Source organism: Streptomyces sp. NPDC048612 (assembly GCF_043199295.1).
In the GTDB taxonomy this organism is placed as follows: domain Bacteria; phylum Actinomycetota; class Actinomycetes; order Streptomycetales; family Streptomycetaceae; genus Streptomyces.
In genome coordinates, this window is record NZ_JBICVV010000003.1 from 429,184 (window position 1) to 449,936 (window position 20,753).

21 protein-coding genes are annotated in these 20,753 nt (G+C 73.1%); 8 read left to right on the forward strand and 13 right to left on the reverse strand.

What is annotated here, in order from left to right; all coding sequences use genetic code 11:
• Positions 1–330 precede the first annotated feature (330 nt).
• On the forward strand, positions 331–819 hold the full coding sequence (locus tag ACGFN2_RS07970) for a glutathione peroxidase (RefSeq protein WP_393358585.1): 489 nt from the start codon (positions 331–333) through the stop codon (positions 817–819).
• Between the two features lie 49 nt (positions 820–868).
• Here the strand turns inward: ACGFN2_RS07970 and ACGFN2_RS07975 are convergent, their stop codons facing one another.
• Positions 869–1,285 (reverse strand): STAS domain-containing protein, encoded by a 417-nt coding sequence (locus tag ACGFN2_RS07975; RefSeq protein ID WP_393358375.1) that lies wholly within the window; start codon positions 1,283–1,285, stop codon positions 869–871.
• A 581-nt stretch (positions 1,286–1,866) separates the two neighbouring features.
• Between ACGFN2_RS07975 and ACGFN2_RS07980 the strand changes: the two genes are divergently transcribed.
• The 4 genes from ACGFN2_RS07980 to lnt all read left to right on the forward strand — a co-directional run bounded on the left by ACGFN2_RS07980 (position 1,867) and on the right by lnt (position 7,610).
• Positions 1,867–3,273, forward strand: a complete 1,407-nt coding sequence (locus ACGFN2_RS07980) for a GAF domain-containing protein (protein ID WP_393358377.1) — start codon at positions 1,867–1,869, stop codon at positions 3,271–3,273.
• A 162-nt stretch (positions 3,274–3,435) separates the two neighbouring features.
• On the forward strand, positions 3,436–5,376 hold the full coding sequence (locus ACGFN2_RS07985; RefSeq protein ID WP_393358587.1) for an ABC transporter ATP-binding protein: 1,941 nt from the start codon (positions 3,436–3,438) through the stop codon (positions 5,374–5,376).
• Positions 5,377–5,436: 60 nt separating this feature from the next.
• The gene (locus ACGFN2_RS07990) at positions 5,437–5,955 is read left to right on the forward strand and encodes a nuclear transport factor 2 family protein (protein ID WP_362612764.1); all 519 of its coding nucleotides are present in this window, start codon (positions 5,437–5,439) and stop codon (positions 5,953–5,955) included.
• Between the two features lie 122 nt (positions 5,956–6,077).
• Complete coding sequence (gene lnt / locus ACGFN2_RS07995) at positions 6,078–7,610, forward strand: apolipoprotein N-acyltransferase (protein WP_393358380.1); 1,533 nt, start codon at positions 6,078–6,080, stop codon at positions 7,608–7,610.
• Here lnt and ACGFN2_RS08000 read toward each other — a convergent pair.
• Positions 7,579–8,487, reverse strand: coding sequence for a Gfo/Idh/MocA family oxidoreductase (locus tag ACGFN2_RS08000; protein ID WP_362612766.1), 909 nt, complete (start codon positions 8,485–8,487; stop codon positions 7,579–7,581). The genes lnt and ACGFN2_RS08000 overlap by 32 nt on opposite strands.
• Complete coding sequence (locus ACGFN2_RS08005; protein WP_393358382.1) at positions 8,484–9,758, reverse strand: FAD-dependent monooxygenase; 1,275 nt, start codon at positions 9,756–9,758, stop codon at positions 8,484–8,486. The genes ACGFN2_RS08000 and ACGFN2_RS08005 overlap by 4 nt, the downstream gene beginning before the upstream one ends.
• Before the next feature lie 86 nt (positions 9,759–9,844).
• Between ACGFN2_RS08005 and ACGFN2_RS08010 the strand changes: the two genes are divergently transcribed.
• Positions 9,845–10,468: a TetR/AcrR family transcriptional regulator gene (locus ACGFN2_RS08010; protein ID WP_393358384.1), complete on the forward strand. Its 624-nt coding sequence runs from the start codon at positions 9,845–9,847 to the stop codon at positions 10,466–10,468.
• On the opposite strand, the gene ACGFN2_RS08015 is transcribed toward ACGFN2_RS08010, so the two are convergent.
• From ACGFN2_RS08015 to ACGFN2_RS08055, 9 genes are all read right to left on the reverse strand, one after another.
• A complete protein-coding gene (locus ACGFN2_RS08015) occupies positions 10,465–11,001 on the reverse strand; it encodes a hypothetical protein (protein WP_393358386.1) in 537 nt (178 codons plus the stop codon). The genes ACGFN2_RS08010 and ACGFN2_RS08015 overlap by 4 nt on opposite strands.
• 124 nt (positions 11,002–11,125) lie before the next feature.
• The gene (locus ACGFN2_RS08020) at positions 11,126–11,794 is read right to left on the reverse strand and encodes a uracil-DNA glycosylase (protein WP_393358589.1); all 669 of its coding nucleotides are present in this window, start codon (positions 11,792–11,794) and stop codon (positions 11,126–11,128) included.
• Positions 11,795–12,193: 399 nt separating this feature from the next.
• Complete coding sequence (locus tag ACGFN2_RS08025; protein WP_362612774.1) at positions 12,194–12,964, reverse strand: SDR family oxidoreductase; 771 nt, start codon at positions 12,962–12,964, stop codon at positions 12,194–12,196.
• A 29-nt stretch (positions 12,965–12,993) separates the two neighbouring features.
• A complete protein-coding gene (fabG, locus tag ACGFN2_RS08030) occupies positions 12,994–13,755 on the reverse strand; it encodes a 3-oxoacyl-ACP reductase FabG (RefSeq protein ID WP_362612777.1) in 762 nt (253 codons plus the stop codon).
• Between the two features lie 249 nt (positions 13,756–14,004).
• Complete coding sequence (locus ACGFN2_RS08035) at positions 14,005–14,400, reverse strand: DUF3037 domain-containing protein (RefSeq protein WP_393358389.1); 396 nt, start codon at positions 14,398–14,400, stop codon at positions 14,005–14,007.
• Positions 14,397–15,221, reverse strand: a complete 825-nt coding sequence (locus ACGFN2_RS08040) for a HipA family kinase (protein WP_393358391.1) — start codon at positions 15,219–15,221, stop codon at positions 14,397–14,399. The genes ACGFN2_RS08035 and ACGFN2_RS08040 overlap by 4 nt, the downstream gene beginning before the upstream one ends.
• Before the next feature lie 92 nt (positions 15,222–15,313).
• Positions 15,314–15,829, reverse strand: a complete 516-nt coding sequence (locus ACGFN2_RS08045) for a DedA family protein (RefSeq protein WP_393358393.1) — start codon at positions 15,827–15,829, stop codon at positions 15,314–15,316.
• A gap of 4 nt (positions 15,830–15,833) precedes the next feature.
• Entirely contained in the window at positions 15,834–16,562 is a 729-nt protein-coding gene (locus tag ACGFN2_RS08050; protein ID WP_393358395.1) for a class I SAM-dependent methyltransferase, read from the reverse strand.
• A 222-nt stretch (positions 16,563–16,784) separates the two neighbouring features.
• The gene (locus ACGFN2_RS08055) at positions 16,785–17,042 is read right to left on the reverse strand and encodes a hypothetical protein (RefSeq protein ID WP_362613947.1); all 258 of its coding nucleotides are present in this window, start codon (positions 17,040–17,042) and stop codon (positions 16,785–16,787) included.
• A gap of 156 nt (positions 17,043–17,198) precedes the next feature.
• On the opposite strand from ACGFN2_RS08055, the gene ACGFN2_RS08060 reads away from it, so the two are divergent.
• The gene (locus tag ACGFN2_RS08060) at positions 17,199–17,942 is read left to right on the forward strand and encodes an SOS response-associated peptidase (protein ID WP_393358397.1); all 744 of its coding nucleotides are present in this window, start codon (positions 17,199–17,201) and stop codon (positions 17,940–17,942) included.
• A gap of 78 nt (positions 17,943–18,020) precedes the next feature.
• On the opposite strand, the gene ACGFN2_RS08065 is transcribed toward ACGFN2_RS08060, so the two are convergent.
• Complete coding sequence (locus ACGFN2_RS08065; protein WP_393358399.1) at positions 18,021–18,803, reverse strand: aminotransferase class IV family protein; 783 nt, start codon at positions 18,801–18,803, stop codon at positions 18,021–18,023.
• Positions 18,804–19,417: 614 nt separating this feature from the next.
• Here ACGFN2_RS08065 and ACGFN2_RS08070 point away from each other — a divergent pair.
• Positions 19,418–20,707: an ATP-grasp domain-containing protein gene (locus ACGFN2_RS08070; protein ID WP_393358401.1), complete on the forward strand. Its 1,290-nt coding sequence runs from the start codon at positions 19,418–19,420 to the stop codon at positions 20,705–20,707.
• The last annotated feature ends 46 nt before the right edge of the window (positions 20,708–20,753 follow it).

The window sequence follows — 20,753 nt, forward strand, 5'->3', positions numbered from 1 at the left end:
GGGGGCCGTCCCGGCCGCGTCCCGCAACTCGGGGAGCCGATTTCCGGTTGAGTCTGGGCATGGACGCCAAGAACCCCGCCACGCACCCCTTTCGGCGTATCCCGCTCCCCCACCAGCCGCCGCCGCTGCCGCCCCCGGCTCCGCAGGCCCGCCGCCGGCCCCAGGAGGACACCCCGATCTTCGACCAGCTGCTCAAGGAGTGGCGCTCGGGAGAGCTCCGTCCGGTGGTTTCCTGGCCGGTGGACGATCCGGGGAAGATCCGCGCGGGCACCGCTGTTGGGACGGAGGAAGGACGTCCCTATCCGCGAAACCGCGACGAGGAGCATGACCGTGAGCCTGTACGACATCCCCCTGCGCACCCTGACCGGTGAGCCCGCCTCCCTCGCCGACTACCGGGGCCGGGCCCTGCTGGTGGTGAACGTGGCGTCCAAGTGCGGGCTGACCCCGCAGTATTCGGGTCTGGAGCGGCTGCAGCAGCGCTTCGGGGACCGTGGTTTCAGTGTGCTGGGCTTCCCCAGCAACCAGTTCGCGGGCCAGGAGCCGGGCACCTCCGAGGAGATCGCCACCTTCTGCTCGGCGACGTACGGCGTGAGTTTCCCGCTGTTCGAGAAGACCGATGTCAACGGCGCGGACCAGCACCCGCTGTACGCGGAGCTGACGGGCAGCAAGGACGCCGAGGGGGCGGCCGGCGACGTCCAGTGGAACTTCGAGAAGTTCCTGATCGATGCCGAGGGCAGGGTCGCGGGCCGCTTCCGGCCGCGGACCGAGCCGGAGGCCGAGGAGCTGGTGAACGCCATCGAGGCGGCCCTCCCGGCCTGAGCCGAGCGGCCGCGTCGCCGGTCGCGGGCGGTGTGCGGCGGGGCGCCGGTCAGGCGACGGCGGTGCCCGCGCCGTCCGTGACCTCGGCCGGTCCGGTGGTGCCGGCGGCCGGTTCCCCGGCGTCCTCGTCGGACACGGTGTCGAAGGTCCCGGCCAGCCCGGTCATGTGCAGCAGCCGCCCGACGCTTCCGCCGCGGGTGACCCCGGTCAGCCGGAGCCGGCCGCCCCGCTGCCGGGTCCGGTAGCGGGCGCGGCTGAGCAGCGACAGGCCGGCGCAGTCGATGAACGTCACCGCGCGAACGTCCAGCAGGAGGTCGGCGCCCTGGACCCCGGTGAGGTCGTCCAGCTGGTCGGACAGCACCGACACGGCGAGGATGTCCAGCTCGCCGCGGAGTTCCAGCACGGTCGTGCCGCCTGCCGCGCGGCAGGGTCCCACAAGTCTCGGGTAGTACTGTCCTTCATCCATCGGCCCGGCCCACTTTCGTGCCGAGGCGCGGGATATGGCCACGCGTCTGCGGCGGAGACGTTCGGTAGGTGTGGGGGGCGCCCGGCGCAATCCGGGCGGTTCGGCCCGTTTCCGGGCCTGGGGTGGTGCGGCGGTGTGTCGTCAGTGTTCCTGCGTTTCTGCAGCTGTCCGTAGTTGTCTACGGCTTACCCGCAGCCCGCGGCCTCCAAGTACCGGCCCCCAGGGCAACTACAGGTTGTCTCAAAGTCGCCCCTCACGGGCGTGGCCGAGATAGGTGACCAGGGCCCCTCTCCCCCGTCGGCGGCCGTCACTCCCCGCCCGATGTCCGGAACCGGCGCCCCGGCCAGGCGGAAGCCGGACGACCGTTCCCCGGCCGCCTCCGGGAGCCCTCCTCGGACGGTTGATCGGGGCTGCTCGAATAGCACACTTTCGGGCGAATTAGACTGTCCGAATCGCCGGAAAGTGTGAGGTGTGCCCTGAAGCCGTCGGATGCCGCTGGAGAACCGCCCGAACGGACCGCGCAGAGCCTGCGTGCGCTGGCCGGGGGGACGGTCTCCCGGCTTCCGGAGCTTCTGGAGGCGATGGCGACGGTCGGCTCCGATCACGATCTGGGCCGTGCGCTGGACCGGATCGCGGAGACCGCCGCCTCCCTCACGGGCGCGCGCCATGCCGCCGTCGGCCGCCACGACGGGGACGGCGGCGGGGCGGGCGGCCACGGCGCCTCCTTTGCCGAGGCGCCCGCCGGAGCCTCGCTGGAGGTGCCCATCCAGGTACAGGGGGAGTTGTTCGGCACGCTCTACCTGGCGGGGAAGGACGACGGTGAGGAGTTCGACGACAGGGACCGGCATCTGGTGCGGGTGCTGGCCACCGAGGCGGGGATCGCGCTGAGCAACACCCGGATGCACGCGGCCGCCCGGCAGCGGAGGCGCTGGATCGACGGGGCCGCGTCCGTCACCACGGCGCTGCTGGCGGGGCCGGAGGGCCGTGCCACGGCCACCCACGCCCTCACCGTCGTCGCGGAGCAGGGCCGCGAGCTGGCCGAGGCGGCGACCGGAGCGGTCCTGCTGCCGCACGCCGAGGGGGGCATGGAGGTGGTGGCGATCTCCACGGAGCTGCCGGAGACCGTACGGACCGAGGCGTTCCGTGGCCGCATCCCGCCGGAGAGCCCGGTGCTGCACCAGCTGCGGGCCGGGCTGGCGGTCTTCTCCGACGACTTCGCCGCCGACCCCCGCTCGGTCTCCCCACTGTCGCGCCACTACGGCCCGACGATGCTGCTGCCGCTGCGCAGCAACGGGCGGGTGCTGGGTGCCCTGGCGCTGTGCCGGATGCCCGGCGACGACCGCTTCAGCCATACCGAACGGACCCTGGGGACCCAGTTCGCCGCCCAGGCCGCGGTGGCGCTGATGCTCGCCGACCGGCACCGGGACCGCGAGCGGCTCGCGGTCTTCGAGGACCGCGACCGTATCGCCCGCGACCTGCACGATCTGGTCATCCAGCGGCTGTTCGCCACCGGCATGCTGCTGGAGACCGCCCGGCGCAAGGCACGGCTGCCGGAGGTGCGGGAGGGACTCGGCGAGGCCATCGACGAGCTGGACGCGACGATCCAGGAGATCCGCACGACGATCATCGCGCTCCAGCAGGGACCGCCGGAGGCGCCGCCCGGCCTGCGCGCCCGGGTCCTGCGGGCGGCCGCGGCGGCCACCGGGACGCTCGGCGGCCGCCCGTCGGTGCAGTTCACCGGCCCGGTCGACGCGCGGGTCGACGAGCGGAGCGGCCGGGCGCTGGTGGCCGCTCTGGGCGAGGCGCTGACGGCGGTGGGGGCGTCGGCCCCGGGTCCGTCGCGGCCGGCCCGGTTGAAGGTCGTCGTGGACGCCACCGTCACGCTGCCCGACGGACGGGCGGGCGTACGGCTGACGGTGAGCTGCCCGGACGGCTCGCATCCTCCGCTGACCTGGGAGCGTCCCCTCCGCGGCCGGTCCGGCGGCTGATCCGCCGGGCCCCTTCCGCACGCCGTGGCACCTCGTGGTGGCCCGGGCGGGTGAGTGCGCCGGAAGTTCTTGACCTCAAGATTGGTTGAGGTTCTAGGTTCCTGTATGTCGCCGGTCGTTCACGGCGATCCCGTGACGCGACCCCGGCACCTGGAGGCCACGATGGACATGGAAGTCACCGCCTGGCACGCCCTGCACAGTTCGATGACCGCGCAACAGGGCCGGCGCCGGTTCTCCCGCGCCACCCTGCGCCGCATCGTGGCGTTCGCCCGCCCGCACCGCCGCCGCCTGGTGTGGTTCCTCGTCCTGAGCACGGTGACCGCGATGCTCGCGGTGGCCACGCCGCTGCTCGCCGGCCGGGTGGTGGACGCCATCGTGGGCGGTGACGCACCCTCCCTGGTCGTCGGCCTGTCCTCGCTGATCGCGGTCATCGCGGTCGCGGAGGCCGGTCTGGGGCTGCTGACCCGCCGGCTGTCGGCGGGGATCGGCGAGGGCCTGATCCTCGATCTGCGGACGACGGTGTACGACCACGTCCAGCGGATGCCGGTCGCCTTCTTCACCCGCACCCGCACCGGAGCGCTGGTCAGCCGGCTCAACAACGATGTGATCGGTGCGCAGCGGGCGTTCAGTGACACCCTGTCCGGGGTCGTCAGCAACGTCGTCACGCTGCTGCTCACCCTCGGGGTGATGATCGGCCTGTCCTGGCAGATCACTCTGATCGCGCTGGCGCTGCTGCCGGTGTTCGTGCTGCCCGCGCGCCGGGTCGGCCGGCGGCTGGCGGATCTGCGCCGGGAGGGCGCCGACCACAACGCGGCGATGGGCACCCAGATGACCGAGCGGTTCTCCGCGCCGGGCGCCACCCTCGTCAAGCTGATGGGCCGCCCGGACCACGAGTCCGCCGAGTTCGCCGTCCGGGCCCGCCGGGTGCGCGACATCGGGGTCCGCTCGGCCATGGTCCAGACGTACTTCGTCACCGCCCTCACCCTGGTCTCCGCCCTGGCGCTGGCCGTCGTCTACGGGCTGGGCGGCTTCCTCGCCCTGCGCGGCCAGCTGGAGGCCGGCGCGATCGTCTCGCTCGCCCTGCTGCTCACCCGGCTCTACGCCCCGCTGACCGCGCTGTCCGGCGCCCATATCGAGGTGATGAGCGCGCTGGTCAGCTTCGAGCGGGTCTTCGAGGTGCTCGACCTCGAACCGCTGATCGCCGAGAAGCCGGACGCCCGCACGGTCCCCGAGGGCCCGGTGTCCGTGGAGTTCGACGCCGTACGCTTCGGCTACCCGTCCGCCGACAAGGTCTCGCTGGCCTCCCTGGAAGAGGTCGCCACCCTCGACACCCGGGGCGGCGAGGAGGTCCTGCACGGCATCTCCTTCCGCGCCGAACCCGGCCAGATGGTCGCCCTGGTCGGCTCCTCGGGCGCCGGGAAGTCGACCGTAGCCCAGCTGCTGCCGCGGCTGTACGACACCGACGGGGGCGCGGTCCGGCTGTCCGGGGTGGACGTCCGCGACCTGACCGCCGCCTCCCTGCGCGACGTCCTGGGAATGGTCACCCAGGACGGGCACCTCTTCCACGACTCGATCCGCGAGAACCTCCTCCTGGCCAAGCCGGAGGCGAGCGAGGCGGAGCTGTGGGACGCGCTGCGCCGCTCCCGTCTGGAGGAGCTGATCGCCGGGCTTCCCGACGGGCTGGACACCGTCGTCGGCGAACGCGGCTACCGCCTCTCGGGCGGCGAACGCCAGCGGCTGACGATCGCCCGGCTACTGCTCGCCCACCCCCGGGTGGTGATCCTGGACGAGGCCACCGCCCATCTGGACAACACCTCCGAGGCGGCGGTGCAGGAGGCGCTCACCGAGGCGCTGGAGGGCCGTACCGCGCTGGTCATCGCCCACCGGCTGTCGACCGTACGGGCCGCCGACCTGATCCTGGTGGTCGAGGACGGGCGGATCGTCGAGCGCGGGACGCACCGGACGCTGCTGGCGGCCGAGGGGCGGTACGCGGAGCTGTACCGAACGCAGTTCACCGCCGCGCAGGACCGGCAGGCCGCCGCGGCGGCGGCCGGGCCGGATTCCGGGCCTGACCTGCTGCCGGAGTCGGCGCTGGTGAACTGACGCCGCGCCGCCGGGCCCCCGCCTCTTGGCGGGGGCCCGGGTATGCCGAAAACTGAGGCGATGACGCAGCGCGCGGAACACTCCACGCTCATGGACCGCCTCGCCCTCGACGATCTGGTCACCGGGTACGCCATCGCCGTGGACGACGGCGACTGGCCCGGCTATCTGGCCCTGTTCACCCCGGACGGGCGGGTCGACTACCGTTCGGCGGGCGGTATCGAGGGCGGCGCCGAGGAGATGGCCGCCTGGCTCGCCGAGATGCTGGGGCACTTCGCCATGCGGCAGCATCTGGTCGTCAACCGCCGGATCACCCTGGCCCGGCGGGACGGCGCCCCCGGCGACACCGCCACGGTGCAGGCCGACTACCTCAACCCGATGCGGCTCGCCGGCCCCGCGCCGGACGCCGGTGACGGGCCGGGCATCGGTGACGGGCCGGACGCCGGTGAGGAGCCGACCGCGCCCAACTACACCTGCGCCGGCCGCTACGCGTTCACCGCCCGTCGCACCACCGACGGCTGGCGGCTGACCGGGGTCGTCGTCCACGAGAAGTGGCGACAGGTACGGCCGGCGGCCGGCTGAGCGGACCCGCCGCGCGTCCCGGTCCCGGTATCGGCCGTTGCGGCGACACCCCCTTTCCTTGATCGGCTCTGCCGCGCACACTGGCCGTCCGACCGGCGGAAACCGGCACCAGGGAGCCCGGCATGGACAGACCGCTCGGCCAGCGGGCGCGGTGGCTCGGCTCCCCCTGGGCGCGGGGCGCGGCCGCCGTGCTCGCCGGTGCGGTGCCGGCCCTCACCTTTCCCGCCCCGTCCTGGTGGTGGCTGGCGTATGGCGCCCTGGTGCCCTGGCTGCTGCTGGTACGGACGGCACCGACATACGGGCGGGCGGCGCTGGACGGCTGGCTGGGCGGCACCGGCTTCATACTCGCCGTCCACCAGTGGCTGCTGCCGAGCCTGCATGTCTTCATCCTCGTGCTCGCCCTGCTGCTCGGTGCCCTGTGGGCACCCTGGGGCCTGCTGGTGCGGGCGCTGCTGGGCAGCGCACCCGGCGCGGCCCGGTGCGCCGCCGCGCTGGTGCTGGTGCCCTCGGGCTGGCTGATGGTCGAACTGGTCCGGTCCTGGGAGTACTTGGGTGGCCCGTGGGGGCTGCTGGGCGCCAGCCAGTGGCAGGTGCCGCCCGCGCTGCGGCTGGCGTCGGTCGGCGGGGTGTGGCTGGTCAGCCTGCTGATCGTGGCGGTGAACACCGCACTGGCCGAGTTGCTCGCCCGCCCGGCGGCCCGGCGGCCCGCCGTCGCCGGGCTGCTGGTGTGCGCGCTGGCGGTCACCGCGGTCTGGTTCGGGGCGCCGGTCCCCCGCACCACCGGCACGGTACGGGTCGCCGTCGTCCAGCCCAACCTGACCGGCACCCCGGCGCAGCGGCTGGCCAGGAGCGAGACGCTCACCCGGTCGCTGGCGGGCCGTGGGGTGCGGCTGGTCGTCTGGGGCGAGAGCAGCCTCACCCAGGACCCGGCGGACCGCCCGGCGCTCGCCGGACGGCTCGCCGCCCTCTCCCGGCAGACCGGCGCCGAGCTGCTGGTCAACGCCGACTCCGCGCACGCCGACCGGCCGGGCATCTCCAAGAGCGCGGTCCTGATCGGCCCGGACGGACCGACCGGGGACCGCTACGCCAAGATGCGGCTGGTGCCCTTCGGCGAGTACATCCCGTTCCGGTCCCTGCTCGGCTGGGCGACCCGGGTGGGCAAGGCCGCCCCCACGGACCGGCTGCGCGGCACCACCCCGGTGGTGATCCCGGTCGCCACCGCGGGCGGGCTGCGGGTCGGGCCGCTGGTGTGCTTCGAGAGCGCCTTCCCCGACATGAGCCGCCATCTGGTGCGCGAGGGGGCGCGGGTGCTGGTCGCCCAGTCCTCGACCTCGACCTTCCAGGAGAGCTGGGCGCCCGCACAGCACGCCTCGCTGGCCGCGCTGCGCGCCGCGGAGAACGGACGGCCGATGGTGCACGCCACCCTCACCGGCATCAGCGCCGTGTACGGCCCGCGCGGCGAGCCGGTCGGCGAGCGGCTCGGCACCGACCGCAGCACGGCGGCCGTCTACGACCTGCCGTTGGCCCAGGGCACCACCCCGTACACCCGGTTCGGCGACTGGGCGGTCTACGGGGCGGCGGGCGCGCTGCTGCTCGCCGGAGGGTACGCGGGGCTGCGGAGGCTCAGCAGGCGGCCTGCGCGAGGGCGTCGGTGACCACCCGTTCGCACAGTTCGTGGGTGCGCAGCGCGTCCTGGGCGGACGGCTGCCGACCGGCCCGTACGTCGTCCAGGAACGCCAGCACGATCTGCTCGATACCGCGCTGGCGGGCGACCGGCACCCAGTCGCCGCGGCGCCGGACGCTCGGCTGCCCCTTGTGGTCGATGACCTCGGCGAGATTGACGACCTGACGCTTGGTGTCCTGCCCGGAGACGTCGAGGATCTCCTCCGCGGAGCCGCTGAGCCGGTTCATCGTCCCGACGGCCGTGAACCCGTCGCCGGACAGCTGCAGCACCACATGCTGCATCAGCCCCTCCCGGACCCTGGCCCGCACATCGATGTGGTCGACCTCGCCGGGGACGAGGAACCGCAGGGTGTCGACGACATGGATGAAGTCGTCGAGCACCAGGGTGCGCGGGTCCTCGGGCAGGCCGACGCGGTTCTTCTGCATCAGGATCAGGTCGCGGGCGTGCTCACGGCACTGGGCGTAGGCGGGCGCGAAGCGGCGGTTGAAGCCGACGGTGAGGCCCACGCCCCGCTCCTCGGCGAGCGCGACGACGCGCTGGGACGCGGCCAGTTCGTAGGCGATCGGCTTGTCGACGTAGGTCGGCACGCCGGCCTCGATCAGCCGGGTCACGATCTCGGGGTGGGCGCCGGTGGCGGCGTGCACGAAGGCGGCGTCCAGGCCGACGGCGAGCAGGGAGTCCAGGTCCGGGTGGAGCTGTGCGTCCGGCAGCCGGTGGGCGGCGCCGACGCGCTGCAGGGTGGCCGGGGTGCGGGTGTGCAGATGGAGTTCGAGCCCCGGTTGTGTGCCGAGGACGGGGAGGTACGCCTTCTGGGCGATGTCGCCGAGTCCGATGCAGCCGACCTTCACTCGTGCTCCTTGGGTTGTGCCGCGCTGGTGGTGCCCCGCGTGCCGGAAGCATACGTGCCGGCCGGCGGCCGCCAGTCGGCGATCCCGTCCATGCTCCGCAGCGCCCGGTCCGGTGCCAGACGGGCGCCGGCGGCCATCAGGCCGGCGCGCAGGGCGCAGGCAGGACGGGAGCGCCAGGTGGTCAGCCGGCCGATCCGCCGGGCCCGGCGGACCACCTCCATGGTGTGCGGCAGACGCTGTCGGGTGTACGCGGTGAGCGCGACGGCGAGGTCGGCGTCCGGTGCGGCCAGGTGGGCCAGCACGACGGCGTCCTCGATGGCCTGGCAGCCGCCCTGGCCGAGGTTGGGGGTCATCGGGTGGACGGCGTCACCGAGCAGGGCGACCCGGCCCCGGTGGAAGGCGGGCGGCGCGGCCGCGGCGGTGTGGACGTCGTTGCGGAGCACGACGGCCGGGTCGACGGCGGCGAGCAGGGCGGGCACGGGGTGGTGCCAGGAGCCGAAGCGGCGCAGCAGTTCGGCGCGTTCGCCGTCGGCGGCCCGTCCGCCGGGCGGTACCGCGGCGGTGGCGTAGGCGTAGACCCGTCCGTCGTGCAGCGGCTGGGTGCCCCACAGGCTGCCGGGGCCCCAGGTCTCGTGCGCGGCGAACGGGCGGTCCGGCGCGGGGGCGACGAAGCGCCAGGCGGTGAAGCCGGCGTAGCGGGGCTCGGGGTGGCCGGGGAAGAGGGCGCGGCGGGTGGCGGAGCGGATGCCGTCGGCGGCGACGACCAGGTCGGCGGTCAGCTCCTGGGCGCCGTCCGCCGCTTCCTCGATCCTGACGCGGGCCGGGCGGCCGTGGGGCCGGGCCTCCCCCGGGTCCGCCAGTACGGCGGCGGCCCCGGTGCGCAGCGCGCCCTCGGGCAGGCGGGCGGCCAGCAGGGCGAGCAGCTCGGCGCGGTGCGCGACCAGGAGCGGGCCCCCGAACCTCCGGGCGGCGGCCGCCTGCTCCATACGGGCCAGCAGGCGGCCACCGGGGAGGCGGAACTCACCGACGTCGTACCGGGCGCCCAGGGCGCGTACGGCGTCGCCGGCGCCGAGGGTGTCCAGGGCGCGCTGGGCGTTGGGGGCGAGGCCGATGCCCGCGCCGTTCCGTGCCGGGGCACCGGGCGCGGAGCCCGGTGGCGAGGCGGCGGCACGTTCCAGGACGGTGACCGACCAGCCGCGGCGGTCCAGTGCCACCGCGGCGGTGAGCCCGCCGATGCCGCCGCCGATCACGACCGCCGTGCGCTGCCGCATAGCGCCCTCCCGCATCTCCCGAGTGACTACAGGTGTAGTTGCCGCCATCGAGACTACACCTGTAGTTGCCGCGCTAGGCTCCTGCCATGAACGTCCGCAGCGGCCACACCCCGGCCTCCGCCCCGCGCCAGGAGCTGATCGCCGACGCGGCACTGGACCTGCTCGCCGAACGCGGTATGCGCGGGCTGACCCACCGGGCCGTGGACCAGGCGGCCGGGCTGCCCCAGGGCTCCACCTCGAATCTCGCGCGCACCCGGGCGGCCCTGCTGGAGACGGCGGTCCGGCGGCTGGCGCAGCGGGAGGCGGCGGTGCTGACCGCACACGAGATGGCCGGACTCCCGGCGGAGGGGGCGGGGCCCGAGGCCGTGCGGGCGGCGGTCGCCGAGGCGCTGTCGCTGGCACTGCACCGCTATCTGTCCGGGCACCGGGAGCTGCTCCTCGCCCGTTACGAGCTGGCCCTGGAGGCCACCCGCCGGCCCGAGCTGCGGGCGGTCTACGACCGGGCCGGCCGGGCCTTCCGCGAGCCGGTGGCGGCCATGCTGGCGGCGGCCGGCTCCACCGCGCCCGAACGGCATGCGCTGAGCATGATCGCGTGGTGCGACGGTGTGCTGTTCTCCTGCACCGCGGGACAGTTCCACACGGCCGTCCCCACCCGTACGGCGCTGCGCGCCTCCTGCGCCGAGCTGCTCGACGGCATGCTGCGGGACTAGGGCCTGCCCGCGGCGCCGTCGAGGCGCAGTTGCAGCCGGTCGATCGCGTCCCGGAGGCCCTGGCGGTACTCGCCGTCGGCGAGGGCGTTGGCCGAGACCCGGGCGCGGCGCAGCTGGGCGCGGGCGTCGGCCGGCCGGTCGAGCGCGGCGTAGTCCGCCGCGATGTTGAGATGCAGCGAGGGGAAGAACGCCCGGAGCGCGACGAGGGGGTGGCGGGGGCCGGGGCCGTCGGCGACCCTGGACTCCCCCGGCGTGCCGGTGCCGCCCGCGGGCCGTTCGGTGACGAAGCCCTCGGCCGCCTCCAGGGCCCGCAGATCCCAGTCGAGTTCGTCCCGGGGGTCGTCCTGGGTGTCGGCCATGTAGTGGGCGAGGGTGCAGCGGTGGAAGGCGTCGCCGTGCGGCCCGATCTCGTGCCAGAGCGCCGAGAGACGGTTGCGTGCCTCTTCCCGGTCACCGGCGCGATGCAGCATGATCGCCTGGCCGATCCGGGTCAGCACCCCGTCCTCGGGCGTCGCCTCCCGCCGCGTTTCCACCACTGCACTCCCGTATCCGCTCACACCGCCGGGGCCGTTTCCTCGACGCTAACCGCCGGAAGGGAGCTGCGCGCGGTGTGCGCGACGCACCGGGTGGTGGGGCCTGCCGGCCCGGCCCGCCGACTCAGCCCAGGTCAGGGATGCGCCAGTCGATCGGCGCATGCCCCTGTGCGGCGACCGCCGCGTTGATCTGGGTGAAGGGGCGGGAGCCGAAGAACTTCTTCGCCGACAGCGGGGAGGGGTGCGCGCCCTGGACCACGACATGCCGCTCCTCGTCGATCAGCGGCAGCTTCTTCTTGGCGTAGTTCCCCCACAGCACGAAGACCGCCGGGTCGGGCCGGGAGGCGACCGCGCGGATCACCGCGTCGGTGACCTTCTCCCACCCCTTGCCCTTGTGGGAATTGGCCTCGGCCTCGCGGACCGTGAGGACGGCGTTCAGCAACAGCACACCCTGCTGGGCCCAGGGCATCAGATAACCGTTGTCCGGGACCGGGTGGCCCAGCTCTTCCTTCATCTCCTTGTAGATGTTCCGCAGCGACGGCGGGGCCTTCACGCCGGGCTGCACGGAGAAGCACAGGCCGTGGCCCTGCCCCGCACCGTGGTACGGGTCCTGGCCCAGGATGAGCACCTTCACCTGGTCGTAGGGCGTCGCCTCCAGCGCCGCGAAGACCTGCTCGCGGGGCGGATAGACCGGACCACTGGCCCGCTCCTGCTCGACGAAGTCGGTGAGCTCCTTGAAGTAGGGCTTCTCCAACTCCTCGCCGAGGACCCCGCGCCAGGATTCGGGCAGCATGTCGGTCACCACGTCAACAACCTCCGGTGTGCGTTGCGTTCTCAGTCCCCGAACCTACCGGCGACCACTGACAACGCCGCCCGCGGGCCGCTCGGACCGGCCCGGACCGGCGGTCCGTCCCGGGCAGGGGCCGGGGCGCGCCGGACGGGGCGGAAGCTGGGCAGGCCGCCCGCAGGTACCGGGCCTCCGCGAGCCGCCGGGGCCGGTGGTGGCACCGGTCCCCGAGGGTACCCGCGGTGCCGGGCGGCCTCCCCGAGAGGCCGCGGACATGCGTGGTGCCGGCCCTGACCGGACCGGCACCACGGACTCCGCCTCCCGGAACGCACCGGAGCGAGCCACCCCGGGCCCGGGGCCCGCACGGCCCCGTCACACCCCGGCGCCGTCAGAACCCGGCCGCCGTCACACCCCCGCGTTGAGGAACAGACCGCCGTCGACGACCAGCGTCTGGCCGGTGATCCAGCCCGAGGCGTCGGACAGCAGGAACGCCGCGGCCCCGCCGATGTCCTCCGGGACGCCGAGCCGCGCCATCGGGTAGCCGGCCGCCGCCTCCTCCTCGCGGTTCTCGTAGAGCGCGGCCGCGAACTTGGTCTTGACGACCGCGGGCGCGATGGAGTTGACCCGCACGCCCGGCGCGAACTCGTGGGCGAGCTGCAGCGTCAGGTTCACCATCGCGGCCTTGCTCATCCCGTACGCCCCGATGAAGGGCGACGGCGCCAGGCCGGCGATCGAGGCGATGTTGACGATGGCGCCGCCGTTGTCCTTCTGCCAGGCGTGCCAGGTGCGCTGCGCGAAGCCGAGCGCGGAGACCACATTGGTCTCGAAGACCTTGCGGGCCACGCCCAGGTCGAGGTCGGCGATGGGGCCGAACACCGGGTTCGTTCCGGCGTTGTTGACGAGGTAGTCGACGCGGCCGAAGGCCTCCATCGCCCGCTCGACAGCGATGGCCTGGTGGGCCTCGTCATGCGCCTTGCCGGCGACGCCGAGCACCCGGTCGGCGCCCAGCTTCTCGGCGGCCTCCTTGAGTGCGTCCTCGTTCCGGCCGGTGATGACGACCCGGTCGCCGCGGGCCACCAGGGCCTCGGCGATGCCGTAGCCGATGCCACGGCTGGCGCCGGTGACCAGCGCCACCTTGCCGGTGGGCTCGGGGAGCCCGCTGTCCTGCTCGGTCATGTCCAGAACTCCTGAGGTCGGTGGGGCGGTCAGTTGAGCGGGCCGCCGGCGACGTACATGACCTGGCCGGAGACAAAGCCGGCCGCGTCGCCGGTGAAGAAGGCGATCGCGTTGGCGATGTCCTCGGGACGGCCCACCCGCTGCACCGGGATCTGGGTGGCGGCCGCGGCCTGGAACTCCTCGAAGCCCATACCGACGCGCTCGGCGGTGGCGGCGGTCATGTCGGTGACGATGAAGCCGGGGGCGACGGCGTTGGCGGTGACGCCGAACTTGCCCAGCTCGATGGCGAGGGTCTTGGTGAAGCCCTGGAGGCCGGCCTTGGCCGCCGAGTAGTTGACCTGCCCGCGGTTGCCCAGCGCCGAACTGGAGGAGAGGTTGACGATCCGCCCGAACTTGGCGTCCACCATGTGCTTCTGGCAGGCGCGGGACACCAGGAACGCACCGCGCAGATGCACGTTCATGACCGTGTCCCAGTCGGTCTCGCTCATCTTGAACAGCAGGTTGTCGCGGAGCACACCGGCGTTGTTGACGAGGACGGTCGGCGCACCGAGTTCCGAGGCGACCCGCGCGACCGCCGCCTCCACCTGCTCCGCGTCCGAGACGTCACAGCCGACCGCGATGGCCTTGCCCCCGGCCTTGGTGATCTTCTCGACGGTGTCCTTGCAGGCCGCCTCGTCGAGGTCGAGTACGGCGACGGCACGGCCCTCGGCGGCCAGGCGTACGGCGGTGGCCGCGCCGATACCGCGGGCCGCGCCCGTAACGATGGCGACGCGCTGCTCGGTGGTGGACATGCGGGTTCTCCTCACCCTCGAAACCTCGACAAGCGGTCCGCCGCACCGATCCCTGGGTGAGCAACCGCTTAGTAGCCTGAGCAGGGCTGACGCTAGAAGCCCGGCAACCCGCTGTCAACGCCCCACCACCGCGCCGTTGCCCACCTCACCGGTGAGACCGGCCGGGACCCGGCGTACGGCCGCACCACGACGCGGCGCCCGGCCCGCCCGAAGGCAGCGCCGGGCGCCCGGAACATCGGTCGGTGCTCCTCAGCGCACCAGCAACTCCACCAGCCGCCCGACCTCGGCGGCCGGATCGGTGGTCAGCCCGGTGTGCACCGGTCCCGGCTGGACGATGGTGCTGCGCGGTGCGATCAGCCAGCGGAAACGGCGTCCCGCGTCATCCCCTGCCGCCTGCCCGGCCCGCTCGCCGCCCTCGCACATCCCCTCGACGGCGCCGAGCGCGGCCCGTACACCGGCCACATCGACCGTGGGGTCCAGGGCCAGCAGCCGGGCCTCGTCCAGATGGGTCCGGGCCTCGACGAAGCTCCGGGCCCGGCAGTACACGACCACCCCGGCATTGATCATCTCGCCGCGCTCGACCCGGGGCACGACCCTCAGCAGGGCGTACTCGAACACATCACGCCCGTTGTGCAGACCGCTCACTTCACTGCCCTCCGTACCAGCCTGGCGGCCAGCCATTCCGGCGCCTTCGAGGGCGTGTCCTCGGTGGGCTCCCCCAGAGTGATCCGGTCGCCGATCGTCCGGGCACGGGCCAGCAGGGTGCGCACATACGCCCGGCGCAGCGCGTCCGGGGAGTCGAAGCCGGGCTCGTCGGCCAGCCACTCGTCCGGGACGTCCGCCGCGATCCCGGTCAGCAGCTCCTCGGTGATCTGCGGCGCGAACTCCTCGGCCGCGGACGCGACATCCGGGCCGAAGGTGGCCAGGACATGGTCGGAGGCGTTGTACGGACGGGCCGAGGCCTTGTCCGCGGTGGGCCAGTTGTGGTGCCAGATCATCGCCGCGCCGTGGTCGATCAGCCACAGTTCGCCGTGCCACACCAGCAGGTTGGGGTTGCGCCAGGACCGGTCGACGTTGTTGATCAGCGCGTCGAACCACACCACCCGGCCCGCCTCGCGGGCACTCACCTCGAAGGCGAGCGGATCGAAGCCCAGCGATCCGGGGAGGTAGTCCATGCCCAGGTTGAGCCCGCCGCTGGCCTTCAGCAGCTCCTGGACCTCCTGGTCCGGCTCGCTCAGACCGATGACGGGGTCGAGCTGCATCCGCACCAGCTCCGGCACCCGCAGCCCGAGCCGGCGCCCCAGCTCCCCGCAGATGACCTCGGCAACGAGCGTCTTACGCCCCTGTCCGGCACCGATGAACTTCGCGATATAGGTACCGAGGTCGTCGGCCTCGACGATCCCCGGGAGCGAGCCGCCCTCACGCAAGGGCGTGACATAGCGGGTCGCTGTGACTTCGTTCAGCATTGCTCAAGTCTCCACGACTCTTCCGCCTCGTCCTCCACGGGCAGCGCCCTGCGCGCAGCGGCCGCGCCGCCGCCACCGCGGCGGGCCCGCCCTCACGAGAGGTGCTGGAGGGAGAAGGCCGCCGTGTAGCCCGTGCCGCTTTCCACGCTCGCCCACGCGACCGAGCCCAGGGCGCTGTACGGGGCGATATGACGGTACGGCAGGCCGGTGATGCCGGCCATGTGCGGGGCGATGGTCCGCATGACCGGCACGAAGCGGAAGATCAGGAGGGTCTGGCCGGCGCGCTTGTTCATCAGGGTTTCGGCCCGCTGCCACGCCGAGGCGGGGATACGGCGGCCGAGCTTCGCGGTACGCAGGCGCCTGCCCAGCAGCTGACCGGTTCGGTGGCCGAGAGCGTCGCCGATCATGACGGCGCCGGCGGCGACTGCGATGACCCCCGCCAGGTGCAGGCTGCCGGAGCGGGCCAGGGCTCCCGCGGTGAGCATGAGCACGAGGGTGGGGATGAGGACCCCCACCAGCAGTATGGATTCTCCGATGATTGCCGTGGCCAGCACCGCATAGGCGGCGACAGGGGGAATGTCGCTGAGCAGATCGGCGAGGCCGCCCATCGTGCTAGCTCGCCATCGGCGGCTGGGCGGTCACCACGTCGGAGTGGTGGACGGCGTCGAGGGGCCGGCGCAGTTGCCATACCGTCGCGGGCGGCAGGTTTCCCCAGACGGTCCAGCAGCCGATCGCGTAACGATGGTGGTATTGGTTCAACAGGTTTTTGACATCGCGTTGCCGGCGGGCCTCCGGGCGGGATGCCAGCAGGGCGCGGACCCAGCGGCTGCCGCAATAGGAGAAGTAGGTGAGCGTGCCCCCAGGGCGCAGCAGATCGAAGTAGCGGCCCATGATGTCGTCAACCTGCCGGGGGGCGAAGTTGGAGAACGGCAGGCCGGAGACGATCACGTCATAGCGGCGGTCCGTGGCGAGCTGTTCGACACCCATGTTGTGGACGCGCACCCGTTCCTGCTGTTCCCGCAGGTGTGGGTATCCACGAACCAGTTCACGCAGGTGCGCGGCGAACTGGGCGTTGTTCTCCACGATGTCCAGCCGGCTTCCCCGGGGTATTCGGGGCAGCAGAACCCGTGTGACCGAGCCGGTGCCCGCGCCCACTTCCAGGACATTCGCACCGCGCGGCGCGCGTTCCAGTAACGGGTTGGCCAGCAGGGTGGCCAGCGACTTGCCGCTGGGGGCGACGGAACCGACCGTGCGATGGTTCCGCACCGATTCCACCAAGAAGGTCCATCCTTCGGTCCCACGCCGGGTCCGGACGCGGGCGTGCGCAGTGTTCTCGTTCATGAGGGAAAGGGAATTCCTGTGAGGAGGGGCGGAGATGGCGACGTCCCCATCCTCGATTGCGCATGTCAGCGCCGTCCTCCCCCACAGGACCCCAAAGCCGGACGGTCCTGGAGTGCCACCACGGGCCCCCGGCGTCATTCTCTGGAGGGACGGCGACCCATCCTGGGAACTAGGGGTGTCCCTGGGACTAGGGGTGTCCCTGGGATCGGCCGGCTGTCGCGATCAGGAGGTGACCAGGGCGGTCAGCCCGTAGTCCAGTTCCGAGCCGTCGACGAGCAGCGCTTCGACGGTGCGGGTGCCGGGGTCGATGTCGGCCACGATCCCGTGTCCGACGTAGCGGGGGTAGCCCGAGGCGCCGGTCTCGCCCGTCGCCTCGACGACCGCCGACCGTACGGCTGAGTCCTCCACGGAGGCACCGCCTCTGTCCTCGACGTGCTCGGGGACCAACAGGATCGTGAAGCGCTGCGGCTCTCTAGTCACGCTCCGTATTTAAGTGCCTGCGGCACCCGCCGTGGGACAGGCGCGCGGCGCCGGGTCGCGCAGGTGGGCGTTCTCCGGACCGTGGCCGGCCCCGACCGGTCGGACGGAGGCGTAGGTGACCGGGCAACCGGCCCCTGGCGTGGCAGGGTGGAGGGTATGTGCGGTCGCTATGTGTCCACCCGCCGTCCGGAGGATCTGGTCGACCTGTTCGACGTGACGCGCTGGGACACCGCTCAGATGCTCGGGCCGAGCTGGAACGTGGCCCCGACCGATGACGTGTGGTCGGTGCTGGAGCGCGTCGAGCGCGACACCGGCGAGGTCACCCGGCAGCTGCGGCCGCTGCGGTGGGGGCTGGTGCCGTCGTGGGCGAAGAGCCTGAGCACCGGCGCGAAGATGATCAACGCCCGGGTGGAGACGGTCGCGGAGAAGCCGGCCTACCGCCGGGCCTTCGCCAAGCGCAGGTGCCTGCTGCCGGCGGACGGGTTCTACGAATGGCAGGCCGTCGCGGCGACCGGGACGGCCAAGGCCCGCAAGCAGCCGTACTTCATCAGCCCCGAGGACGGCCAGGCCATGGCGCTGGCCGGCCTCTACGAGTTCTGGCGCGCCCCCGGCACCGACGAGGCGCCGGGGGCATGGTGGACCACCTGCACGATCATCACCACCGAGGCCACCGACGCCGCGGGACGCGTCCACCCCCGGATGCCGCTCGCCATCGCCCCCGCCGACTGGAGCGCCTGGCTCGACCCCGCCCACGAGGACCCCGGTGAACTCCGTGCCCTGCTCACCGCGCCGGCCGCCGGCCACCTGGACGCCCGCGCCGTCTCCACCGCGGTCAACAGCGTCCAGAACAACGGGCCTCATCTGCTGGACGAGGTCGCCGAGGCCCCGTCCGACGGCTGACCGCCGACCGTCTGGCGCCTGGCGCGGCGGCCCGGCCTCGTTGCCGGAAAGCCGGGTCTCGCCGGTCACGGCCGTGCCTTACAGGGTCTCGCCGGGGATCGACAGGTAGGTCTCCTGCAGGCGGCGCAACACGGGGTGCTCGGTGACGAATTGAGTGCCGTCGATCGCCGACAGGGGCCGGACCCCGATGCCGGTGTTCGTCGCGAAGGCGGCCGCCATGCCCTTGGCCTCGTCCAGGGTGACGGGGGCGACGCGGTGTGCGGCGTGCTGCTGGAGCAGCGCCATGGTGACACCGGGCAGCACGGGTGCCTGTGGCCACACGAGGGTGCCGTCCTGGTCGACGAATCCGGCGTTCCATGTCACGCCCTCGGACACGAGGCCGTCGCGGCCGACGAGCAAGGCATCACCGAATCCCGCGAGCTGAGCCGTGCGGCGGGTGTGCAGGGCGCCGAAGAGGCCGCAGTGCTTCACCTCGGGCAGGTCTCGCTCGAAGGGCACGCTCTTGGCGCGCAGCGGCTCCGGAGGCAGCGCGCCGGCGGCGCGGACGGACACCATGAGGTGCGGCTCGTCGGCGTCCGCCGGACGGCCCAGGTCCATCGTCGGGTCGTAGACCGTCACGCGGACGACGCAGGGGCCGGTCCTCCCCTCCAGGCTCTGCCGGATGTACGCGCGGACGCGTCCGGTGTCCACGCTCGTGCCCCACACGAGCGTGCTGTCCCGCACGAGGCGTTCCATGTGCAGGGTCAGGCCGCGGATGCTGTGGTCGGCTTCGACGCGCAGGGACGTGAAGTGGCCGAAGCCGGTCAGGGCGAGGGGGAGCACGTCGTCCGTCGACACGGGCTGTCCGTCAAGAGTCACCATGCGGCCCAGCATGGCAAGGGCAACGGGGCGCCGCCCCCGCGTTCACCGTACGGGGACTGCGTCTCCTCGTGAACCGGCGGCGTGTACTTGTGCGTAGCTTCTCCGGATTCCGGGGCCGCGTCCGTCGAAGAGGGCGACCGACGGCTGCCGTCAAGGGTGGATGCCGTGCCCTGTCCGAAAGGAGCCCCCGGAGGGTGCGTCGGGGGTTCCTTGGGACCGGGGTGCTGACCTGGCGCTGACGGCCAGGGATCGGGTGCTGCCGTTCGATTCCGGACGGGTCGGGGTGGGGGTGAAATCGGCCGGAAGGCGTCAGGGGCGAATATGGGACAGGCGTCGCACAGTTTCGGTCAATTCTGTAAACCATGGGATTTGCCGCAGGTCAGAGTGGATTTTCTGGCAAGTCAAGCTTTGCGCATATCTGTTGACAGCGGCCGAGTGCCGCTGCGACCTTGTCTTCGCCTCGCCACTCGAACGGTCGGCCGTCGCGTTACGGCCCCTGTTTGGCGCTGGCTCGGTTCATGTGGTCCCGGAGCCGTCGGCGGACGTGTTCCCGGACCGGAAGACAACGGGGGGCCAGACATGTATCGCAGCATGCACATCAGAAAGACCTTGTCGTGACCCTGGTGGTCATCGGTGCCAATCCGACGGTCGCGCGAGCGGCCGAGGCTCTCCCCGGTGATCTCCTTCATGTACAGCTGCCCGGGGCCCCGGCCCTGGACCGGAACGGCGGGCGGACGACGGGCACCCGGCAGGTGCACACCGTCGACTTCCACGACCGCGCCGCCTTCCTCACGTTCGTCGACGAGGTACTCAAACCGCTGTCGCCCACCGCCGTCGTCTCGCTGACCGAACTCGGTCTGGAGCCCGCGGCCGTGGCGACGGAGCGGCTCGGCCTACGGGGGGTCGCCCCCACGGTCGTCCGGCGCACCCGCGACAAGCTGGAGATGCGGCGGGTCCTCGAACGGCGGGCGCCGCAGCTGAACCCGGCCTTCGCCTGCGGCGACGACCCGGACGCGGTGGCCCGGCTGTTCGCCGGGCACAGCCCCGTGGTGGCCAAGCCCGTCAGCGGCGTCGGCAGCAACGCCGTGGCCCTGCTGGACCGTGCGGCGGACCTGCCGGCGGACCGCCGGACCACCGGCACCCTGCTCGAAGCCTTCGCCGGCGGGCTGGAGTTCAGCGTGGAGACGCTGTCGGCCGGCGGCCGGCACACCGTCGTCGGCATCGCCCAGAAGGGGACGACGGGCGGCTTCGTCGAGGTCAGCCACATGATGCCGGCTCCGGCGCTGGACGCCGCCGGGCGGGCACGGGTCGAGGAGGCCGTCGGGCGGTTGCTCGACGCCCTCGGGCTGACGGACGGGCCGAGCCACACCGAGGTCAAAGTGGACGGCGACCGCGTCGTCGTCATCGAGACGCACAACCGCCTCGGCGGCGACGGCATCGCCGACCTGGTGCGGCTGACCACGGGTATCGACTGGCGGGTCGCCGCCCTGGGATGGGCGGTCGGCGCGGGAGTGCCGCGCGCGCCGGTCGCGGCTCCCGCCGCCGCGACCGTGTTCTTCACCGCGGCGCCCGGCACGGTCACCGCCGTCGCCCCACCACCGCCCCTGACCCACGGAACGATCGTGGAGTGGGAGGTCACCGTGGAGCCGGGCGACCCGGTACGCCCGCTCCGGTCCTCCACCGACCGCCTGGGCATGGCCGTCGTCACCGCCGCGGACACGGCGGCCTGCCTGGCTGCGGTCGCCGAGCTGACGGCGCTGCCCATCGTCACCACCCGCCCCGACGTCACCGTGCCCCCGGCGCGCCGCGTCGCGGACGGCCGCTCCACCGCACGGCCCGAGGCCGCCCGGCCCGGCAGCACGGCCCCGCCGAGCACCGCCGCACAGCCCACGCCCGTCGCGTAACACGCAGTACCACCCACGCACTCCGGTCCGGGCCACCCGGCCCCAG

Coding starts and splice junctions, on each gene's coding strand:
- fabG (WP_362612777.1), bottom strand. CDS start 13,755: ATGTCCACCACCGAGCAGCGCGTCGCCATCGTTACGGGCGCGGCCCGC.
- ACGFN2_RS07980 (WP_393358377.1), top strand. CDS start 1,867: ATGGCGACGGTCGGCTCCGATCACGATCTGGGCCGTGCGCTGGACCGG.
- ACGFN2_RS08050 (WP_393358395.1), bottom strand. CDS start 16,562: ATGAACGAGAACACTGCGCACGCCCGCGTCCGGACCCGGCGTGGGACC.
- ACGFN2_RS08025 (WP_362612774.1), bottom strand. CDS start 12,964: ATGACCGAGCAGGACAGCGGGCTCCCCGAGCCCACCGGCAAGGTGGCG.
- ACGFN2_RS07985 (WP_393358587.1), top strand. CDS start 3,436: ATGGACATGGAAGTCACCGCCTGGCACGCCCTGCACAGTTCGATGACC.
- ACGFN2_RS08045 (WP_393358393.1), bottom strand. CDS start 15,829: ATGGGCGGCCTCGCCGATCTGCTCAGCGACATTCCCCCTGTCGCCGCC.
- lnt (WP_393358380.1), top strand. CDS start 6,078: ATGGACAGACCGCTCGGCCAGCGGGCGCGGTGGCTCGGCTCCCCCTGG.
- ACGFN2_RS08005 (WP_393358382.1), bottom strand. CDS start 9,758: ATGCGGCAGCGCACGGCGGTCGTGATCGGCGGCGGCATCGGCGGGCTC.
- ACGFN2_RS08010 (WP_393358384.1), top strand. CDS start 9,845: ATGAACGTCCGCAGCGGCCACACCCCGGCCTCCGCCCCGCGCCAGGAG.
- ACGFN2_RS08060 (WP_393358397.1), top strand. CDS start 17,199: ATGTGCGGTCGCTATGTGTCCACCCGCCGTCCGGAGGATCTGGTCGAC.
- ACGFN2_RS07990 (WP_362612764.1), top strand. CDS start 5,437: ATGACGCAGCGCGCGGAACACTCCACGCTCATGGACCGCCTCGCCCTC.
- ACGFN2_RS08040 (WP_393358391.1), bottom strand. CDS start 15,221: ATGCTGAACGAAGTCACAGCGACCCGCTATGTCACGCCCTTGCGTGAG.
- ACGFN2_RS08065 (WP_393358399.1), bottom strand. CDS start 18,803: ATGGTGACTCTTGACGGACAGCCCGTGTCGACGGACGACGTGCTCCCC.
- ACGFN2_RS07975 (WP_393358375.1), bottom strand. CDS start 1,285: ATGGATGAAGGACAGTACTACCCGAGACTTGTGGGACCCTGCCGCGCG.
- ACGFN2_RS08020 (WP_393358589.1), bottom strand. CDS start 11,794: ATGCTGCCCGAATCCTGGCGCGGGGTCCTCGGCGAGGAGTTGGAGAAG.